The 17,923-nt window shown below is 70.4% G+C and carries 17 protein-coding genes; 8 read left to right on the top strand and 9 right to left on the bottom strand.

The window, feature by feature from the left end:
• The first annotated feature begins 57 nt into the window (after positions 1-57).
• Positions 58-1,239 (top strand): L,D-transpeptidase, encoded by a 1,182-nt coding sequence (locus ACZ67T_RS12565; protein ID WP_469983785.1) that lies wholly within the window; start codon positions 58-60, stop codon positions 1,237-1,239.
• 198 nt (positions 1,240-1,437) lie between these two features.
• Positions 1,438-2,208: a DUF6227 family protein gene (locus tag ACZ67T_RS12560; RefSeq protein ID WP_469983536.1), complete on the top strand. Its 771-nt coding sequence runs from the start codon at positions 1,438-1,440 to the stop codon at positions 2,206-2,208.
• Positions 2,209-2,243: 35 nt separating this feature from the next.
• On the opposite strand, the gene ACZ67T_RS12555 is transcribed toward ACZ67T_RS12560, so the two are convergent.
• Positions 2,244-2,477, bottom strand: coding sequence for a hypothetical protein (locus ACZ67T_RS12555; RefSeq protein WP_469983535.1), 234 nt, complete (start codon positions 2,475-2,477; stop codon positions 2,244-2,246).
• A gap of 357 nt (positions 2,478-2,834) precedes the next feature.
• On the opposite strand from ACZ67T_RS12555, the gene ACZ67T_RS12550 reads away from it, so the two are divergent.
• Positions 2,835-3,152: a hypothetical protein gene (locus ACZ67T_RS12550; RefSeq protein ID WP_469983534.1), complete on the top strand. Its 318-nt coding sequence runs from the start codon at positions 2,835-2,837 to the stop codon at positions 3,150-3,152.
• A gap of 170 nt (positions 3,153-3,322) precedes the next feature.
• Here ACZ67T_RS12550 and ACZ67T_RS12545 read toward each other — a convergent pair whose 3' ends face one another.
• Positions 3,323-4,087, bottom strand: a complete 765-nt coding sequence (locus tag ACZ67T_RS12545; protein WP_469983533.1) for a glucose 1-dehydrogenase — start codon at positions 4,085-4,087, stop codon at positions 3,323-3,325.
• A gap of 65 nt (positions 4,088-4,152) precedes the next feature.
• Positions 4,153-4,878 (bottom strand): TetR/AcrR family transcriptional regulator, encoded by a 726-nt coding sequence (locus ACZ67T_RS12540; RefSeq protein WP_469983532.1) that lies wholly within the window; start codon positions 4,876-4,878, stop codon positions 4,153-4,155.
• Between the two features lie 71 nt (positions 4,879-4,949).
• Between ACZ67T_RS12540 and ACZ67T_RS12535 the strand changes: the two genes are divergently transcribed.
• Positions 4,950-6,209, top strand: a complete 1,260-nt coding sequence (locus ACZ67T_RS12535) for an ABC transporter substrate-binding protein (RefSeq protein WP_469983531.1) — start codon at positions 4,950-4,952, stop codon at positions 6,207-6,209.
• A 64-nt stretch (positions 6,210-6,273) separates the two neighbouring features.
• On the opposite strand, the gene ACZ67T_RS12530 is transcribed toward ACZ67T_RS12535, so the two are convergent.
• A complete protein-coding gene (locus ACZ67T_RS12530) occupies positions 6,274-7,776 on the bottom strand; it encodes an MFS transporter (RefSeq protein WP_469983530.1) in 1,503 nt (500 codons plus the stop codon).
• A 153-nt stretch (positions 7,777-7,929) separates the two neighbouring features.
• On the opposite strand from ACZ67T_RS12530, the gene ACZ67T_RS12525 reads away from it, so the two are divergent.
• Positions 7,930-8,925 (top strand): helix-turn-helix transcriptional regulator, encoded by a 996-nt coding sequence (locus ACZ67T_RS12525; RefSeq protein ID WP_469983529.1) that lies wholly within the window; start codon positions 7,930-7,932, stop codon positions 8,923-8,925.
• Positions 8,926-8,967: 42 nt separating this feature from the next.
• On the opposite strand, the gene ACZ67T_RS12520 is transcribed toward ACZ67T_RS12525, so the two are convergent.
• Positions 8,968-9,972 carry a sigma-70 family RNA polymerase sigma factor gene (locus ACZ67T_RS12520; RefSeq protein WP_469983528.1) on the bottom strand — a complete coding sequence of 335 codons (1,005 nt, stop codon included), beginning with the start codon at positions 9,970-9,972 and terminating at the stop codon, positions 8,968-8,970.
• A 156-nt stretch (positions 9,973-10,128) separates the two neighbouring features.
• Between ACZ67T_RS12520 and ACZ67T_RS12515 the strand changes: the two genes are divergently transcribed.
• Positions 10,129-10,704, top strand: a complete 576-nt coding sequence (locus ACZ67T_RS12515) for a GNAT family N-acetyltransferase (protein ID WP_469983527.1) — start codon at positions 10,129-10,131, stop codon at positions 10,702-10,704.
• Between the two features lie 11 nt (positions 10,705-10,715).
• Here the strand turns inward: ACZ67T_RS12515 and ACZ67T_RS12510 are convergent, their stop codons facing one another.
• Positions 10,716-11,483: a dioxygenase family protein gene (locus ACZ67T_RS12510; protein WP_469983526.1), complete on the bottom strand. Its 768-nt coding sequence runs from the start codon at positions 11,481-11,483 to the stop codon at positions 10,716-10,718.
• A gap of 116 nt (positions 11,484-11,599) precedes the next feature.
• Between ACZ67T_RS12510 and ACZ67T_RS12505 the strand changes: the two genes are divergently transcribed.
• Positions 11,600-12,103, top strand: coding sequence for a MarR family winged helix-turn-helix transcriptional regulator (locus ACZ67T_RS12505; RefSeq protein WP_453773746.1), 504 nt, complete (start codon positions 11,600-11,602; stop codon positions 12,101-12,103).
• Positions 12,104-12,144: 41 nt separating this feature from the next.
• Here ACZ67T_RS12505 and ACZ67T_RS12500 read toward each other — a convergent pair whose 3' ends face one another.
• Both ACZ67T_RS12500 and ACZ67T_RS12495 read right to left on the bottom strand, forming a co-directional pair.
• On the bottom strand, positions 12,145-13,629 hold the full coding sequence (locus ACZ67T_RS12500; protein WP_469983784.1) for an MFS transporter: 1,485 nt from the start codon (positions 13,627-13,629) through the stop codon (positions 12,145-12,147).
• 169 nt (positions 13,630-13,798) lie between these two features.
• Positions 13,799-14,467, bottom strand: a complete 669-nt coding sequence (locus tag ACZ67T_RS12495; protein WP_469983525.1) for a TetR/AcrR family transcriptional regulator — start codon at positions 14,465-14,467, stop codon at positions 13,799-13,801.
• A 264-nt stretch (positions 14,468-14,731) separates the two neighbouring features.
• Between ACZ67T_RS12495 and ACZ67T_RS12490 the strand changes: the two genes are divergently transcribed.
• Positions 14,732-16,009: a M6 family metalloprotease domain-containing protein gene (locus tag ACZ67T_RS12490; protein ID WP_469983524.1), complete on the top strand. Its 1,278-nt coding sequence runs from the start codon at positions 14,732-14,734 to the stop codon at positions 16,007-16,009.
• 6 nt (positions 16,010-16,015) lie between these two features.
• Here ACZ67T_RS12490 and ACZ67T_RS12485 read toward each other — a convergent pair whose 3' ends face one another.
• Positions 16,016-17,737, bottom strand: a complete 1,722-nt coding sequence (locus ACZ67T_RS12485; protein ID WP_469983523.1) for a class I adenylate-forming enzyme family protein — start codon at positions 17,735-17,737, stop codon at positions 16,016-16,018.
• Between the last annotated feature and the right edge of the window lie 186 nt (positions 17,738-17,923).

Raw genomic sequence — 17,923 nt, 5'->3', positions numbered from 1 at the left:
CACCTGCAGCATCCCCGGCAGCGCGAGCGGGGCCGCAGGCGCACCGCGCGGCGGGTCCTGGTGGCCACGGCCGTCGGCGCGCTCGCGCTCACCGCCTGCAGCGGCAACGCCGACGCGGAGAACACGGACGGCAAGTACGGCGACAGCAAGGACAAGGGTTCGTCCTCCGCTCAAATCACGATCTCGGCCAAGGACGGTTCGACGGGCGCGTCCATCAACGCGACGGGCGTGAAGGTCAAGTCCGGCAAGCTCACCGACGTGACGATGACGGAGCCCGACAGCGGGAAGACCGTGCCCGGCTCGCTCAGCGCCGACGGCTCGGCGTGGAAGCCCGAGGAACAGCTGGAGCGGGGGACGAAGTACCGCATCTCGGCCACCGCGAAGGACTCCGAGGGCCGCCCCGCCGCCGCTAATTCGATCTTCACGACGGTCACCACGTCGGGCAGTTTCATCGGCACGTACACGCCGGACGGCGGCACCACGGTCGGCGTCGGCATGCCGGTCTCGTTCACGTTCGACAAGGCGATCACGGACAAGAAGGCCGTGCAGTCGCACATCACGGTCTCCTCCAGCAGCGGCCAGCAGATCGTGGGCCACTGGTTCGGCGCGCAGCGGCTCGACTTCCGCCCTCAGGAGTACTGGAAGGCCGGCTCCAAGGTCACGATGAGGATCGACCTGGACGGCGTGGAGGGCGCGAACGGCGTGACGGGCGTCCAGAACAAGACGGTCACCTTCACCGTGGGCCGTTCCCAGGTCTCCACGGTCGACGTGAACACCCAGACGATGACGGTCGTGCGGGACGGCAAGACCGTCAAGTCGATCCCGATCTCGGCCGGCAGCGCCCAGCACACCACGTACAACGGGCAGATGGTGATCTCGGAGAAGTTCACGCAGACCCGGATGAACGGTTCGACGGTCGGCTTCGGCGGCGAGTACGACATCCCCGACGTCCCGCACGCGATGCGCCTGTCCTCGTCCGGGACGTTCATCCACGGCAACTACTGGTACCCGAAGGGCAATCCGCCCTTCGGCCGCTCCGGCACCAGCCACGGCTGCATCGGCCTCGCGGACGTCCAGGGCGCGGGCGGCGCGACGATCGCCAAGTGGTTCTACGACAACTCGCTCATCGGTGACGTGGTGACCGTCAAGCACTCCCCCGACACCACCATCGCGCCCGACAACGGCCTCAACGGCTGGAACATGTCGTGGAGCCAGTGGACGGCGGGCAGCGCGGCCTGAGCCCGCCCTGAGCCCCACGGGCGCCCGCCGAAGGCCGGCGCCCGAGCAGCGGGCCGCCGAAAAAGGCAGGCACGAGAGCGGGCCGCGCGGGAACTTCCCCGCGCGGCCCGCTCGTTTCCGATTTCGAGGACATGATGTCCGACCTAGGGGCTACGGTATGCACCCACAAGGTGACATGTAGCAACGCCGGGAGATGCCTTGAGCGTTCCGTACGACACCGCAGCGTACGAGCCACCCGAGTCGCACGAGTCGCAGCAGCCGGAGGGCACGCACCAGCCGGATGAGCACCTCGGACGCCTGCTGGGCCGGGCGCTGAACTCCTTCGAGCTGCCCGACGAGGCGCTCGACCGCCTCGACTGCGCGCTCGCGTACGACAGTTCGCTGCACTCCGCCCACCACAGCGCGGGCCTGCACCGCGAGACGTACCGGCACACGTGGCTGCTCGTGGACGGCAGCGCGCTCACCCTCTGGGAGCTCGTCCACAACACGATGCCCGGCCGGGGAACGCAGCACGAGGTGTACACCTCGGAGGACGACCTGCGCCTGGCGACGGACCGCCTCCCGCTGCCCCGCGAGTCCGCCCCCGACTTCGAGCTGCCGCTCCCGCCCCAGCTCCCGTCGGTCCCCGAGCCGCGCCGCAGTTACGCGGCCGACGGCTCGGCGGACCACGCCCGCCGCCTGCTGCGCCGTGCGGAGAACCAGGATCGCCCGGGACCCGGCACGGCCGGTCTCCTGCTCACCGCGTGCGCGCACCAGATCACGCAGGCGTTCGGCCGCCCGCGCCTCGGATTCACGCTGTACGAGCACGCGTTCCTGCTGCACGACGGCAGCGAGATCAGCCTCTGGGAGATCGAGCACACGGCGACGCCGGACGGCCGTCACATGTGCGAGGTGTACGCCACGCAGGACGAGGCCCGCGCGGCGATGAAGCGCCGCGCCACCGACCGCTCCCGCCCCAGCTGCGGCTAGCCGCCGTCAGCCCCCGGCCGGCGTGCTGACGACAGCTAACGGCGGCTGAACTGCCGTACCAGTCCCGCGAAAGCGTCGCGCTCGTCCGGCGTCAGCGGCACGGACTCCAGAGCGGGCGGCCCGCCCTGCCTCGGCAGCGAGGCGAGGGGCTGCTCGGTGCCCCAGCCCACATGGCGGACCAGCCGGACGAGACCGACCACCCACACCACGGTGGCGGCCGCGAGGAACGCCACGCCAATCTGCTGGAAGAACGACACGTGCTCAGGCATGGGCCCAGTCAACACCACAGTCCGGGACTTTGATCCCGGACCGTGACGTATCTCGCATGAGCGGACAGTTCCGAACTGTCAGGCGGCTACCGGCATCTGCGGCTCGTTCTCCCTCACCGCGGACGCGTCACCCGTCCCGCCCGCCGCACCCTCGGGGGCGGACCTCCGCACCCCCTTCAGGACCACGAAGATGCCGCCGTGCATGGCGCGGCCGGCCGCGCCATGCAGCGGGCCGAAATCAAGTCGGAGTCCTCGACTGCCTTTCACGTGCGACGGGACCGAAGCACCTCGCGCGTCCCTTGTCGGCATGCGACGATGGAACAACTCAGTTCACTCGCAGCTTTCGGGGTGATGAGGATGAAGAAGGCAGCATTGCGGAGTGTCGGCGTGATAGCCGCGGCCACCTGCTGTTTGGCGCTCGGTGAATGGAGCGCATCAGCGGGTGAATCAGGTTCCCTGTCACAGAAGTCGCAGGCCGCGCCGGAGAAGTCGACGCTTCAGTGCTATGCGACGCGCAGCAGTCCGAACGCGATCGTGTGCTACCGGTTTTCGGCGAAGGCCGAATTCAGAAACGGCGATATTGCCTACATTCCCATTCTCATTCAGGTGCCTGCGCCCGCGCAGCCGTCGTCCGTGATTATCGTCGACAGTCTGAACGACATTCGGCCCGAGTGACACGGTTCCGGCGAAATGACCCGGCCCGTGTGCGGCGGAGTCGGCGAGCGCGGGGGATCTCCTGCTGACGCTCCGGTGCGTACACGCCCGTTTACCGCAGACGTCCCACCCGCCAGGCAAAAGGACCGGCCCCCTCACCGAGGACCGGACCCTTCGGGGTGCCTGGGCGCCTACTGGCCCATCACGTACTTGACCGTCGGGCCCGTGGTCCAGCCGCCGTCCACGGCGAGCTCGGCGCCGGTCACGTACGAGGAGTCGTCCGAGAGCAGGAACACGGCCGCCTTGGCGATCTCGTCCGCCTCGCCGACGCGGCCCATCGGGGTGTTCGGGTAGCCCCCGTCGCCCTGCTGGATGCCGAGCTGGGCCGTCATCGGGGTGTAGATCATGCCGGGGTGGACGGAGTTCACGCGGATCTTCGCCGTGCCCTGCTCCACCGCGGCGAGCTTGGTCAGGCCGCGCACGCCCCACTTGGAGGCGCCGTAGGAGCCGGTGAGGGCGAGGCCCATGAGGCCGGCGGCGGAGGAGATGTTGACGATGGAGCCGCCGCCGTTGTCCTTCATCGCGTTGATGGCCGTCTTCATGCCGATGAAGACGCCGGTGAGGTTGATGTCGAGGACCTTGCGGAAGTGCTCGACAGTCTCCGTCTCCAGGGGCTGACCGGTGGAGATGCCCGCGTTGTTGACCAGGCCGTCGATCCCGCCGAACTCGGCGGTGGCGAACGCGGCGGCGGCCGTCCAGTCCTCCTCCGACGTCACGTCGTGCCGCATGAAGCGGGCGCGGTCGCCGAGCTCGGCGGCGAGGGCCTTGCCCTCGTCCTCCAGGACATCGGTGACGACGACGTTGGCACCGGCCTCGACGGCCCGGCGCGCGATCTCGGCGCCGATGCCGCGGGCTCCGCCGGTGACGAGGACGGTCTTGCCGGTGAGGTCGTTCATGGTTGCTCCAGAAGAAGTCGAGGGTGGAACAGGGGAGTTCGAGGGGTGCGGGCGTGGACGGGGGGTCAGGCGGGGGCCCACGGGAAGTCGCCCAGCGACGCGAGGCAGCGCGCGGCGAGCGCCGCGGGCCCGAGCTCGCCGTCCGCCGGGGCGTCGCTCGCGGCCCAGGTCTCCACGCCTACGCGAACGGCCGTGCAGGCGACCCCGGCGGTCATCCGCAGGGCGAGCGAGGCGAGGGCCTGAGGAGGGCCGGAGTCATCGGAACCACCGGCACCATCAGCGCCAACAGCGCCATCCGAGGCACCCGAGGCACCCGAGGCACCCGAGGCGATCGCCCCCGCCCGCTCCACAAGCACCGCGAGCAGCGTCGCCTCCGACGCGTGGCAGGCGGTGCCCCACACCGCTCGCAGCGCCGGGCTCTCCGCCGCCATGCGCAGCAGGGACCTGACCCACTCCAGGGATTCCACGTTCGCCGCGTCGTCCGCGGTGAGCGATCGAGCGACCGCGTGCCGCAGCGCCTCGGGCACGGACAGTGCGGCCGGGGCGTCGCGAACGGCCTCCGCCCACTGCTGGGCTCCCGCGGCGAAGAGCGGGGCGACCGCTTCCTCCTTGGTCGCGAAGTAGCGGTAGAAGGTGCGCGGGGCGACCCCCGCCGCGCGGGCGATGTCCTCGGCGCGGGTGGCGCGCAGGCCGTCCTCCACGAAGAGCGCCGCCGCCGTGCGGGCGATGTCGAGGCGCGTGGCGGCCTTACGTCGTTCCGTCAGCGTCTCAGTCGTCGAGCTACCGGGCATGAAGTCATGGTATGCCTATGTGGCAGAATCTGCCACCGACCTGGCGTGCAACCAAGGGGTGGGCGAGAGCAGTGCGGCGGCGACGTTTCCTTCTTCAGGCGGCCGGGCTCACCGGTGCCGCGGCCTACGGGCTCAGCGGCTGCGGTTCCGGCTCGTCGAAGGCCTCCCTGAAGCTGATGGTGGCGAGCTACGACGAGAGCGTCGGATCCTCGATCGGCGACCAGTGGGACCAGGTCGTCAAGGCGTACAAGAAGGTGAAGCCGGACGTCACGGTCCAGGTGGAGCGGATCCCGTTCGCGAAGCTGGACCGGACCCTCGCCCAGCGGGTGAAGGACGGCAAGGCGCCGGACATCGCGCAGTCCAACGTCTTCGCGACGTTCGCCGAACAGCGCAAGCTCTACCCGGTGTCCGAGCTCTTCGACATCCCCACGCAGGCCGACTTCACGCAGGCGTTCACGCAGGCGGGCACGGCCCACTACGTCCAGTACGGCATCCCGTTCATGGCGAGCACGCCGCGCCTCTTCTACAACACGAAGCTGTTCGAGCGGGCGGGCGTCTCGGCGCCCACCTCGTGGGACGAACTGCACGCCGTGGCCAAGGCGTTGAAGGCGATCGGCGTGCAGACGCCGTACGGGCTCCAGCTCGGCCCCGAGGCCGCCGAGGACGAGGCGCTCGCCTGGCTGCTGGCCGGCGGCGGTACCTACGCGAGCGTCACCGGCTACGACTTCGCGACCACCAGCAACATCGAGACGCTGACCTGGCTGCGCGACCGCCTCGTCGGCGAGGGCCTGGCGGGCGCCGCGCCGCAGCTCCTCGACCGGACGGCCGCGTACGGGCAGTTCCTGCGCGGGCAGATCGGCATGATGATCGCCCACCCGGTCCTGATCGGCGCCGCCGACCAGGCGAAGGTCCCTTACGCGCACGCAGCGTTCCCGCAGCGGGACGGGGGCGCGGCGGCACCGGTCGGGCTGAGCGACTGGCTGCTCGCGTTCGACCAGAACGGCCACAAGGCCGAGTGCGGCGAGTTCCTGACGTACCTCTACAGCCGTAAGTCGGCACGGACGTACGGGGGCGGTCAGGCGGCGCTGCCCGTGACGGCCTCCGCGTCGGACTCCCTGCGCTCCGACCCCGCGCAGCGCCCGCTGTGGAAGTTCATCGACCAGATGCCGCGGGCCGAGTTCCAGCCGGTGAACCAGGCGTCCTGGCCCGACGTGCGGGCCGCGATCCGCGAGGACATCGGCTCGGCGGTCGTCCGGGGCGGCGATCCGCGCCAGGTCCTCCAGACCCTGGACACGACGGCGAGCCGCGCGGAGATCCGCTCGGCGGACTGAACGACGGACGGGCGGGCCCCCGCGCCGCAGCGCGAGGGCCCGCCCGCTCGAAGTCCCGCGGGAACTACACCAGTTCCGGCGCCTTCTCCACCGGCCCGGCCTCCGGGTCCGCGTCCTGCGCGCCCCCTTCGACGTGCTGCGCGGGCCGCCCCGGCAGCGCGAACATCAGCAGGAAGATCACGGCAAGCACGCCGCCGACGTACCAGAGCGAGTTGCGGAACGCGTCGATGAACGCGTGCCCGGCCTCGGCCGGCACGAGGTGGTCGTCGATCGTCCCGAAGAACACCACGGCGACCAGACCCAGCCCGAGCGCCGTACCCATCTGCTGCGTGGTGTTGATCAGGCCGGACGCGGAACCGGAGTGCTCGCGCGGCACGTCGGAGAGCACCGCGTCGGTCAGCGGGGCGACGATGAGGCCCATGCCGACGCCCATCACGACGAGCGGCAGCGCCATCTGCCAGGACGTGATCCCGGAGCCGTAACGCCCGGCCTCCCAGATGTAGAGCAGCACTCCGGTCATCATCGCCAGCGCGCCGGTCTGGAGCACCTTGCGCCCGAACTTCGGCACGAGCTTCTGTACGGAGATTCCGGCCGCCGCCGACACGGAGATGGAGAACGGCACGCCGGTCAGGCCCGCGTGCAGCGCCGTCCACCCGAGGCCGACCTGCATGTACAGCGTCCACACCAGGAAGAACACGCCGAGCGCGACACCGAAGACGACCTGCACGGCGATACCGGCCGCGAAGCTCTTCACCTTGAACAGCGACAGCTCGACCAGGGGCGAACCGTCACGCCGCGTCTTGTACTTCTCGTACGCGACGAGGGCGCCGAAGACGAGGACGCTGGCCGCCATCACCACGAAACCCCACACGGGCCAGCCGAGCTCGCGGCCGCGCGTCAGCGGGTAGAGCAGCATCAGCAGGCCGAGCGTGACCAGGACGACGCCGACGAGGTCGAGCTTGAGGGCGCGCGGTGCCTTGGACTCGCTGATGAACTTGCGGCCGAGGAGCAGTCCGGCGATGCCGACCGGCAGGTTGATCAGGAAGATCGGGCGCCATTCGAGACCGAACAGGTTCCACTCGGTGAGCAGGGCGCCGAGCAGCGGGCCCGAGACCGCGCCCAGGCCGACGATCATGCCGAAGAGGCCGAAGACCTTGCCGCGCTCCTCCGCCGGGAACGTGGCGTGCACGATCGACAGGACCTGCGGCACCATCATCGCGGCCATGCCGCCCTGGAGGATGCGCGAGGCGACCAGCATCTCGGGGTTCGCGGCGAAGCCGCAGAGCGCCGAGGCGAGCGTGAAGCCGGCGATCCCTATCAGGAAGAGCCGCTTGCGGCCGTAGATGTCGCCGAGCCGTCCGCCGGTGATCAGGCCCGCGGCGAACGCGAGCGCGTACCCGGCGGTGATCCACTGGATCTGGCTGAAGGTGGCGCCCGCGTCCCGCTGGATCGACGGGATCGCGACATTGACGATCGTCACGTCGACCAGGTCCATGAAGGCGGCGGTCATGACGATGGCCAGGGCGAACCAGCGTCGCCTGTCGGGGGTGGTCACGGGTGAAGTCATACGGGAAGACTAGGAGCCATGTAGGACACAGCGTGTCCTACATGGCGCGCACCCTGGAATCTCCCGATAACGAATGCGCGGCGAAAGCCGGAAGCGAGGGCGCCGCGAGCGCGGCGGGCACGGCAACGAGACGCGAACGAGAGGGGACGCACCATGACCACCGACACCCCGGCCCGGCTGCTCCAACTGCTCTCTCTGCTCCAGACCCCGCGCGAGTGGCCCGGCGGCGAGCTGGCCGCGCGCCTGAGCGTCTCGCGGCGCACGGTCCGCCGGGACGTGGACCGGCTTCGGGACCTCGGCTATCCCGTGCAGGCGTCGATGGGCGCGGAGGGCGGTTACCGCCTGGTCGCGGGCAAGGCGCTGCCGCCGCTGGTCCTGGACGACGAGGAGGCGGTGGCCATCGCGGTCGGCCTGCGGGCCGGCGCCGGGCACGCCGTCGAGGGCGTGGAGGAGGCGTCCGTACGGGCGCTCGCCAAGCTGGAACAGGTGCTGCCCTCGCGCCTGCGGCACCGGGTCGCCACGCTCCAGGCCGCCACGATGCCGCTGACCGGCGGGGACGGGGCGTCCATCGCGACGGAGACGCTCACGGTCCTCGCGTCGGCGACGGCGGGGCAGGAGCGGCTGCGGTTCCGCTACCGCTCGGGCGACGGCACCGAGTCACGCCGTCTGACGGAGCCGTACCGGATGGTGTCGACGGGGCGGCGCTGGTATCTGGTGGCGTACGACATAGACCGGGACGACTGGCGCACCTTCCGCGTGGACCGGGTCGCGGAGCCGTTCGCCACGGGTGCCCGGTTCGCTCCGCGGGAGCTGCCGACGGGGGACGCGGCCGAGTATCTGCGGCGCTCCATGTCAGGGCGCGGCCGGCCCTCGTACGACATCGATGTGACGTTCGAAGCGCCGGCGGACTTCGTGGTGGCGCGGCTGCCCTCGGCGCTCGGCGCGCCCGAGGCGCAGCCCGACGGAACGTGCCGGCTGCGCGCGACGGCGACCGACTCGGTGGAGTGGCTGGCGCTGCGGCTCGCGCTGGTGGACTGCGAGTTCACGGTGCACGGGCCGGACCAACTGGCGGACTATCTGAGGGAGTTGAGCAGTCGTCTCGCCCGCGCCACGGACGGGCCGGTGAAATCCGGCCCGTCCGGCGCTTGAGGACGAGGGACGCCGGGGCCCGGGGGCAGCGCCCCCGGAACCTCACGCTGCGGCATCGAACCCGGTGTCCCGAGCCAGCTTCTTCAGTTCGAGAAGCGCGTGCTTCTCGATCTGCCGGATCCGCTCGCGGGTCAGCCCGTGCTCCTTGCCGACCTCCGTGAGCGTGCGCTCGCGGCCGTCGTCGATCCCGTACCGCATCTTGATGATGGACGCCGTGCGCTGGTCGAGGTGTCCGATGAGGTCGTCCAGCTCCTCGCTGCGCAGCAGCGTGAGGACGGACTGCTCGGGCGACACGGCGGACGTGTCCTCCAGGAGGTCACCGAACTGGGTCTCGCCTTCGTCGTCCACCGGCATGTTCAGCGAGACCGGGTCGCGGGCCCAGTCCAGGACGTCGACGACGCGCTCGGGCTTGGATTCGAGCTCGGCGGCGATCTCCTCGGGCTCGGGGTCCCGCCCGTTCTTCCGGTTGAACTCGCGCTGCACGCGCCGGATGCGGCCCAGCTCCTCCACCAGGTGGACGGGGAGCCGGATCGTGCGCGACTGGTCGGCTATCGAGCGCGTGATGGCCTGACGGATCCACCACGTCGCGTACGTGGAGAACTTGAAGCCCTTGCGGTAGTCGAACTTCTCGACCGCGCGCACCAGGCCCGCGTTCCCCTCCTGGATGAGGTCGAGGAGCGGGAGACCGCTCCTCGGGTAACGGCGCGCGACGGCCACGACCAGACGCAGATTGGACTTGATGAAGACGTCCTTGGCCCGCTCACTCGCGGCGACGAGCGCTTCGAGCTCCTCGCGGGACGCCTTGCCCGCGGCTTCGCTCTCCGCCTCGCCGTCGAGGATCTGCCGGGCGTACACGCCCGCCTCGATGGTCTGGGAAAGTTCGACTTCCTTGGCGGCGTCCAGCAGCGGTGTACGCGCGATCTCGTCGAGGTACATGCCGACCAGGTCGCGGTCGGCGATCTCGCCGCCTACGGCGCGAACACTGCGTGCGCCGTCGGTCTCGCCGGAGGCGGCGGACTTACGACGGGCGACGGCACGGGTTGCCATGCGTGCTCCCTTGCGATGGTGGGCGGGGGCCTGCGGTGGACAGGTCCTGTGGTCCTGTTGGGTGCCAGGCACACCCTCCCGGGTGCCCCGCATCCGATGGAAACAACGACTGGAATCCGGACAGAATTCCCAAGCTGACCATCGATTTTCGTGATCATGCAGTACCCTGTGCCGCCATTGGCCGGATACCGGGAGGTCCACGAGGTGACGGAGTCCACAGAAGTGCTGGTCAGGCCCGGCGTCGAAGCAGACCTCGACGCGCTCACCGACCTCTACAACCACTATGTGCGTGAGACGCCGATCACCTTCGACACGGCCGCCTTCACCCCGCAGGAGCGCCGTCCGTGGCTGCTCTCCCACCTTGAAGACGGCCGGCACCGGCTGCTGGTTGCCCACGAGCGCGATTCCGGCCGCATCCTCGGCTACGCGACCTCGGGCCCCTTCCGCCCGAAGGCGGCGTACGACACCTCGGTGGAGGTCAGCGTCTACTGCGCGCCCGACGCGGGCGGCCGCGGCATCGGCACCCTGCTCTACAAGGCGCTCTTCGAGGCGCTCGCGGGCGAGGACGTCCACCGCGCGTACGCGGGCATCACCCAGCCCAACGAGGCCTCGGCCCGTCTGCACACCCGATTCGGCTTCACCTACGTGGGCACGTACCGCGAGGTCGGCCGCAAGTTCGGCCGCTACTGGGACGTGGCCTGGTACGAGCGCCCGGTCGACGGCGGCACCTGACCGAGCGGCACCTAGCCGAACTGCACCGACCGTTTGGCGAGCCCCATCCAGAACCCGTCGATCACGCTCCGCTGCCGGTCCAGCCCGCCGAAGGCGTCGGCCGCCCCCATCGTCACGAACAGCGGGGCGAAGTGCTCCGTGCGCGGGTGGGCGAGCTGCCCGGCCGGGGACTTGTGGGTGAAGTCGAGCAGGGCATCCACGTCGCCGCTCTCCAGGGCGCGGTGCCCCCAGTCGTCGAACTCGGCGGACCAGGCCGGGATCCCGCCCTGCCGCAGCGCGGCGAGGTTGTGCGTGAAGAAGCCCGAGCCGACGATCAGGACCCCCTCGTCCCGCAGCGGCGCGAGCCTGCGCCCGATGTCCATCAGCTTCTGCGGGTCGAGCGTCGGCATGGAGATCTGCAGGACCGGGATGTCGGCTCCCGGGTACATCTCGACGAGCGGGACGTATGCCCCGTGGTCGAGGCCCCGGTCCGGGATGTCCTGGACCGGGGTGCCGGGGCCGTGCAGCAATTTCCGTACGGAATCTGCCAGTTCGGGGGCCCCGGGGGCCTCGTACCGCACCTGGTAGTAGTGCTCGGGGAAGCCCCAGAAGTCGTAGACGAGCGGCACCGTCTCGGTGGCGCCGAGGGCGAGCGGGGCCTCCTCCCAGTGCGCGGAGACCATCAGGACGGCCCTGGGGCGCGGCAGTTCGGCCGACCACGCGGCGAGCTGACCGGTCCACAGGTCGTCGTCGGCGAGCGGCGGCGCGCCGTGGCTGAGATAGAGAGCGGGCATACGCATGGCGACACTCCTGGATGACGGGACCCCGGAACGATTTACTTGAAACCTCAAGCTGTACTGACAGAGTAGTACCAGATTGTTTAATCTTCAAGAAGGAGGTACGTACAGTGGACCCCATGACGACGGCACCCACCCAAGCCCCTCGCTGGCTCACGGACGAGGAACAGCGCACCTGGCAGGCGTATCTCCATGCGACCACGCTGCTGGAGGACCACCTCGACCGCCAGCTCCAGCGGGACGCGGGCATGCCGCACATCTACTACGGGCTGCTCGTCCAGCTCTCCGAGGCGCCGCGCCGCCGCCTGCGCATGACCGAGCTGGCGATGAACGCGAAGATCACCCGCTCCCGTCTCTCGCACGCCGTCGCGCGCCTGGAGAAGAACGGCTGGGTGCGCCGCGAGGACTGCCCGTCCGACAAGCGCGGCCAGCTGGCGTGCCTCACGGACGAGGGGTACGAGGTCCTGGCGCGGACGGCGCCCGGTCATGTCACCGCCGTGCGGCAGGCGCTTTTCGACCGGCTCTCCCCGGAACAGCAGAAGTCCCTCGGCGAGATCATGAGGATCGTCGCCGAGGGACTTCAGCCGAAGGAGGCAGGGGCGGATCTCCCCTGGCTCCGGTAGCGCCCCGAATCCGCTTCGGGGTCCGTACGCGTCAGTGCGCGTCAGTGCGCGATCACCGGGATCTGCACCTCGTCCTGCGCGTCCTCCGTGGAACCGGAGGCCTTCGGGGCGGCGCTGCCCGGGACACCCGTGGTGATGAGGGTGAGGGCGATCGTGGCCGCCACGGCCAGGATGCCGACGGCCCACCAGATGGCGTGGGTGTAGCCGTTCACCATGGCCTGCGCCTGGAGGAGCTTGGCGTCGGTGGCTCCGGCCGCGTGCGAGGCGACGTAGGCGGTGGTCGCCGACGCGGCGATCGTGTTCAGCAGGGCCGTGCCGATCGCGCCGCCGACCTGCTGCGAGGTGTTGACCATCGCGGAGGCGACACCGGCGTCACGCGGCTCGACACCGTGCGTGGCCATGGACATGGCGGGCATGAACGCCGTACCCATGCCGAGGCCCAGCAGCAGCTGCGCCGGCAGGATCAGGAACGGGTACGAGGAGTCGATCTCCAGCTGCGTCAGGAGCAGCATGCCGAGCGCCGCGACCAGGAAGCCGGGGCCCATGAGCAGCCGCGGGGGGACCCGCGTCATCAGCCGGGCGCCGATCTGCGTGGAGCCCGTGATCATGCCGACGATCATCGGCAGGAACGCGAAGCCGGTGGTCACCGGCGAGTAGCCGCGGACGACCTGGAGGTAGTACGTCAGGAAGAGGAACAGGCCGAACATCGCGATGACGGCGAGACCGAGCGACATGTAGACGCCGCCGCGGTTGCGGTCGAGCAGGACGCGCAGCGGCAGCAGCGGCGAGCGGACCTTGGACTCGGTGAAGACGAACCCGAGCAGCAGCACGGCGGAGGCCACGAACAGGCCGACCGTCGTGGCGTCGGACCAGCCGTTGGACTCGGCGCGCGTGAAGCCGTAGACCAGGGAGACCAGGCCGAGGGTCGACAGGACGACGCCCGGGATGTCGAGCGACGAGCGGTTACGGGAACCGGCCGGCTCACGGATGACGAAGTAGGCACCCGCGGCCGCGATGATCGCGAACGGGATGTTGACGAAGAACGTCCAGCGCCAGTCCAGGTACTCGGTGAGGAAGCCGCCGAGGATCAGGCCGACGGCGCCGCCGCCACCGGCGATCGCACCGTAGATGCCGAACGCCTTGGCGCGCTCCTTGGCATCGGTGAACATCACCGCGAGCAGGGAGAGCGCGGCGGGCGCGAGCAGCGCGCCGAACACACCCTGGAGGGCGCGGGCGCCGAGCATCATGGCCTCGCCCTGGGCCGCGCCGCCGAGCGCGGACGCGAAGGCGAAGCCGAGCAGGCCGGTGACGAAGGTCCGCTTACGGCCCCACATGTCGGCGATGCGGCCGCCGAACAGGAGCAGTCCGCCGAAGGCGAGCGCGTAGGCCGTGATGACCCACTGCTTGTTTCCGTCGGAGATGCCGAGGTCCTTCTGGGCCCACGGCAGGGCGATGTTCACGATGGTCGCGTCGAGCACGACCATCAGCTGGGCGAGCGCGATGAAGACGAGTGCCTTCCAGCGCATGGGGTCTGCCTTGGGCAGATCTATTTTTGGCAAGGGGGTAGCCACGACGGCACTCCAAGTCTCGAATAAGCGTGAAATATCGGGTGTTACGGAAGCTGCTGAAGACGTATGAGGGCTCCGCCGACGAGCCGGCGAGCCGACTGCCCGACTGCGGCGGGGCGTGGGTGGATCAGGCCTGCCGGAGGTCCTCCAGAGTCGCGGGCGCACCCGGAAGCTCCGAGCGGGCCGGTGCCATCAGGCCGTCGAGGAACAGCTGCAGATGACGGTGGACGAAGCGGTCGATGTCCAGGCAGGCGATGCCGGGCAGGGGCCTGGTGAGCTGGGAGAGGGCGACCATCAGATCTCCGACGGCGATGTCGGTGCGCAGCTGCCCGGCCGCGCGGGCCCGCTCCATGAGGCCCTCGGTGCCGGCCTCGAGCCGGTCGCGGGCGGCCAGCAGATCGGGATGGTCCTTGTCGAAGCCGGCCGTGAGCATCGGGCACAGGGCGCCGATCCGCTCGTCGGCGGCCGCGTGCACGAACGTGCGCAGCGCTCCGAAGGAGGCGTCCGGGTCGGCGTCCGCGACGGCGAGCGCCCGTTCGGCGTGTTCGGTGACGCTGTCCATGACGGAGAGGACGACGTGCCGGAGCAGGTCGGCGCGGTCCGCGTAGTGCCGGTAGACCGTGGCGTTTCCGACGCCCGCGCGGCGGGCGATCTCGTCGATCGGCACCTCGGCCCCGAACTCGACGACCATCTCGCGAGCGGCAGCGACGATCCTCTCCCGGTTGCGCAGGGCGTCGGCGCGCGGCTTGGGCACGCGCTTCCCCGTCGCGGGTGCGGTGGTGGCTGCGGCACTCACGGTTCTGGCTCCTTCCGGCGGACGTTGCGGTCATTCTCCGTGGTCCGCTCATTCCGGGGAGTGAGTCCCCGTTTCCTGCGGACACAGGGCTAAACGGGGAGGGCCTCCCCGGTTATTTCCCGCCATTCGTGTGACCTGAGCCACATCGCCGAAAACCCCACGATCGGCGCACTCAACGAGCGGCCCGGCACACCCCGTCACAGGGTGATCGAAGGACGCAGCCCGCTTCCGGGACTGCCGGGGACCGAGGGTGAGGCGATCTCATTGCGGCAGCGCATACGCAGGGCCCGGCGCAGCGCGGGGCTCGCGGGGCTCACCGCTGTGGCCCTCGCCATCACCACGTCTGCGAGTACGGGCCGCCTCATAGAACAGTCCCCGTCCCCGTCCGGCTCGGGCTCCGCGTCCCTGTCCCGCCCGGCCGCGCTGAACCCCTGCATGATCCAGGGCGCACTGGGCGTACAGATGTCGGAAGGCGTGCCCACACAGCCGGGTTACGCCCGCTCCACGGGCACCGTCCACGCCCTGAACCTCATGGTCGACTTCTCCGACGCCCCCGGCCAGGGCACCGCGCTCGACCGCCTCGGCGAGTTCTTCCCGCAGACCAAGGACTGGTTCCGCACCGCCTCGTACGGGAAGCTCGACTACCGCGCGGAGGCGCCGATCAAACACTGGCTGCGCATGCCGAAGACGTTCGCCGAGTACGGGATAGCACGGGGCGCCCCGTTCGACCCCGGCTACCGCGACCTGGTCGACGACATCGTGGCCAAGGCCGACCCGGACGTGGACTTCCGCGACTACGACCTGATCAACGTCCTGGTCACCCCGAACGCGGGCCCCTCCGCCCTGGACACCGTGCTGTCCGTGACCTTCGCCGGCAACCACGAGGCGCCCGTCGCCGACGGCGTCCACGTCTCCAACGCGTCGTTCGTGTACAGCCGCCAGGACGACGGCTCTGGCTCCTACGCCGAGACCGGCTACCGCGTACTGCCCCACGAGAACGGCCACACCTTCGGCCTGCCCGACCTCTACACCCAGGACGGCGGCGGCGCCGTCGGCCACTGGGACATCATGAGCGAGGACTGGGGCGCCGGCAACGACCTCCTCGGCTGGCACAAGTGGAAGCTGGGCTGGCTCGACGACGACCAGGTCAGCTGCGCGTCGGCGCACGGCACGAGCGAACACACCCTGTCCCCGCTCGGCCTCAAGGGAGGCCTGAAGCTCGTCTTCGTACCGCTCAGCGCGAAGACGGGGTTCGCGATCGAGGTCCGCACGCACGAGGGCAACGACGAGGCGGTGTGCCGGCCCGGCGTCCTCGTCTACCGGATCGACGCCGACGTCGACACCGGCCGCGGCCCGATCACCGTCGAGGACGCCACCAAGGACAGCGGCGGCTGCACCCGCAGCCCGAACGTCCAGGCGGAACTCTCCGACGCCGCGTTCACCCCGGGCGAGACCTTCAAGGACTCCAGGACAGGGGTGAAGATCAAGGTCGCGGGGGCGGATCAGAAGGGGGATTACCGGGTGCTGGTCACGCGGAAGTGACGTCGCCTAGGCGGAGCCGGCCGGGGTGGAGCCCGGCGCCGGGCGGACGGCCTCCCCCACCGGTCCGCGCAACTCCCTCTTCAGGAGCTTGCCGGTCGCGTTGCGCGGGAGCGGGGCGTCCCGCAGGAGCACGTACGCCGGCACCTTGAACGCGGCGAGCGACTTGGCGACGTGCGCCCTGACCGCGTCGGCGTCCAGCTCCGACCCGGGCCGCACCTGCACGACCGCGGCCACCTCCTCGCCGAGCACCGGGTGCGGCACGCCGAGCACCGCCGCGTCGAGGACGTCCGGATGGTCGTGCAGGACGGCCTCCACCTCCACGCAGTACACGTTCTCACCGCCCCGGATCACCATGTCCTTGATCCGGTCGACCACGCTGACCCGCCCGTCCCGCAGTGTCGCCAGATCCCCGGTCCTGAACCAGCCGCCCGGCGCGAACGCCGCGGCCGTCGCCGCCTCGTCGCGCCAGTAACCGCGGATCACCGACTGCCCGCGCAGCCACAGCTCCCCCACCTCACCGTCCGCGACAGCCTCGCCGCCGGGCCCGGCGATCCGCACCTCCACGGCGGGCGCGGGCCTGCCCACGCTCTCCGGGTGAGCCCGGTACTCCGCGCCGAAGTTGGCGGTGACGCCGCCGAGCGTCTCGGTGAGCCCGTATCCGTTACGGGGCTCCACCCGCTCCCCGAACCGGGCGGTGAGCCGGGCCACGAGGTCGGGCGGCGCGGCGGCGCCCCCGGTGTTGAACATGGCGAGCGTCGGCATGTCGTCACCCGCGGCCTCGGCGGCGTCGAGCAGTTGCAGCGCGGTCGCCGGCACACCGCCGTAGTTGGTGATCCCATGCTCCCCGATCGCCTGGAGCGCCTTGGCCGCGTCCCACTTGCGCAGCAGGACGAGGGTGCCGCCGGCCGCCATCGCCGCGTAGAAACCGGTGAACGCGGCGACGTGGAAGAAGGGGAAGGTGAGCAGCGCGACGGGCGTGGGCCCCTGCCCGGGAATCTGCCCGCGCCGCAATGCCGAAACGGCCGCGAAATAACGGGGGTTGGCGATCGCCCCGACATGCGCGCGGTGCGTGGCGACAGCGCCCTTGGGCCGCCCGGTGGTCCCTGAGGTGTAGATGATGGTGGCGTCGTCGTCGGGCAGGACGTCGACATCGGGCGGCCCGAGCGAGGGATCGGCGGCGGGCAGGTCCTCGTACCGCTCGAAGCGGTCGCCGGGGAGGTCGCCGTCGTGGTGAAAGACAAGGGTCCAGGGCCGCTGCCCGCCCTTGTGGGCCAGCCACGGTTCGACGCGCTCCAGCCGCTCGCCGTCGACGAGGAGCACGCCCGGCTCACAGTCGTCGAGGGCGTACGTGAACTCGCCGGCGGTCCACCAGGCATTGAGCGGAACGGCGACAAGACCCGCCAACTGGGCCGCCCAGAAGGCGATTTGCCACTCGGGGTGGTTGCGCATGGCGACCACGGCACGGTCACCGGGCCGCAGCCCGTACACGTCGACGAACCGACGGGCGAGCGCGCAGGCCTCGGCGAAGAACTCCCCGTAGCTGAGCCGCCCGCTCCCGGCGATCAGAAACGGCGCGTCCCCGAAGGCCCAGGTCGTCTCGACGAACTCACGCAGGGTCCGCGGCCCGTCGGCGTACTCGAGCCCACCGCTCTCGCTCCGCACGACGGCGAAAGGGGCACCGGGCGAGGTGAGCAGGTCGACGACGGGGTCGGCTGATTGCGGCTCCATGGACAAGGCCCCTTCCGACTGGCCGAACACGATCTGCAGGCCTTCGTTCACGATCTACAGGCGTTACGGACGCTACGTCGCCGGCGACGCGTGTCCCAGGGGCTTCCGCAAGATTTTCCCGAGACCTCCTGCACAGACACTCCGCCGGCCCGTCGTCGCCGCCCGGCGCCGGTTCGCAAGGTGGCC

The organism is Streptomyces sp. NPDC107517 (assembly GCF_055582645.1).
Note: the sequence above shows the minus strand (reverse complement) of the source record. Positions and strands in the feature narration are given on the sequence as shown.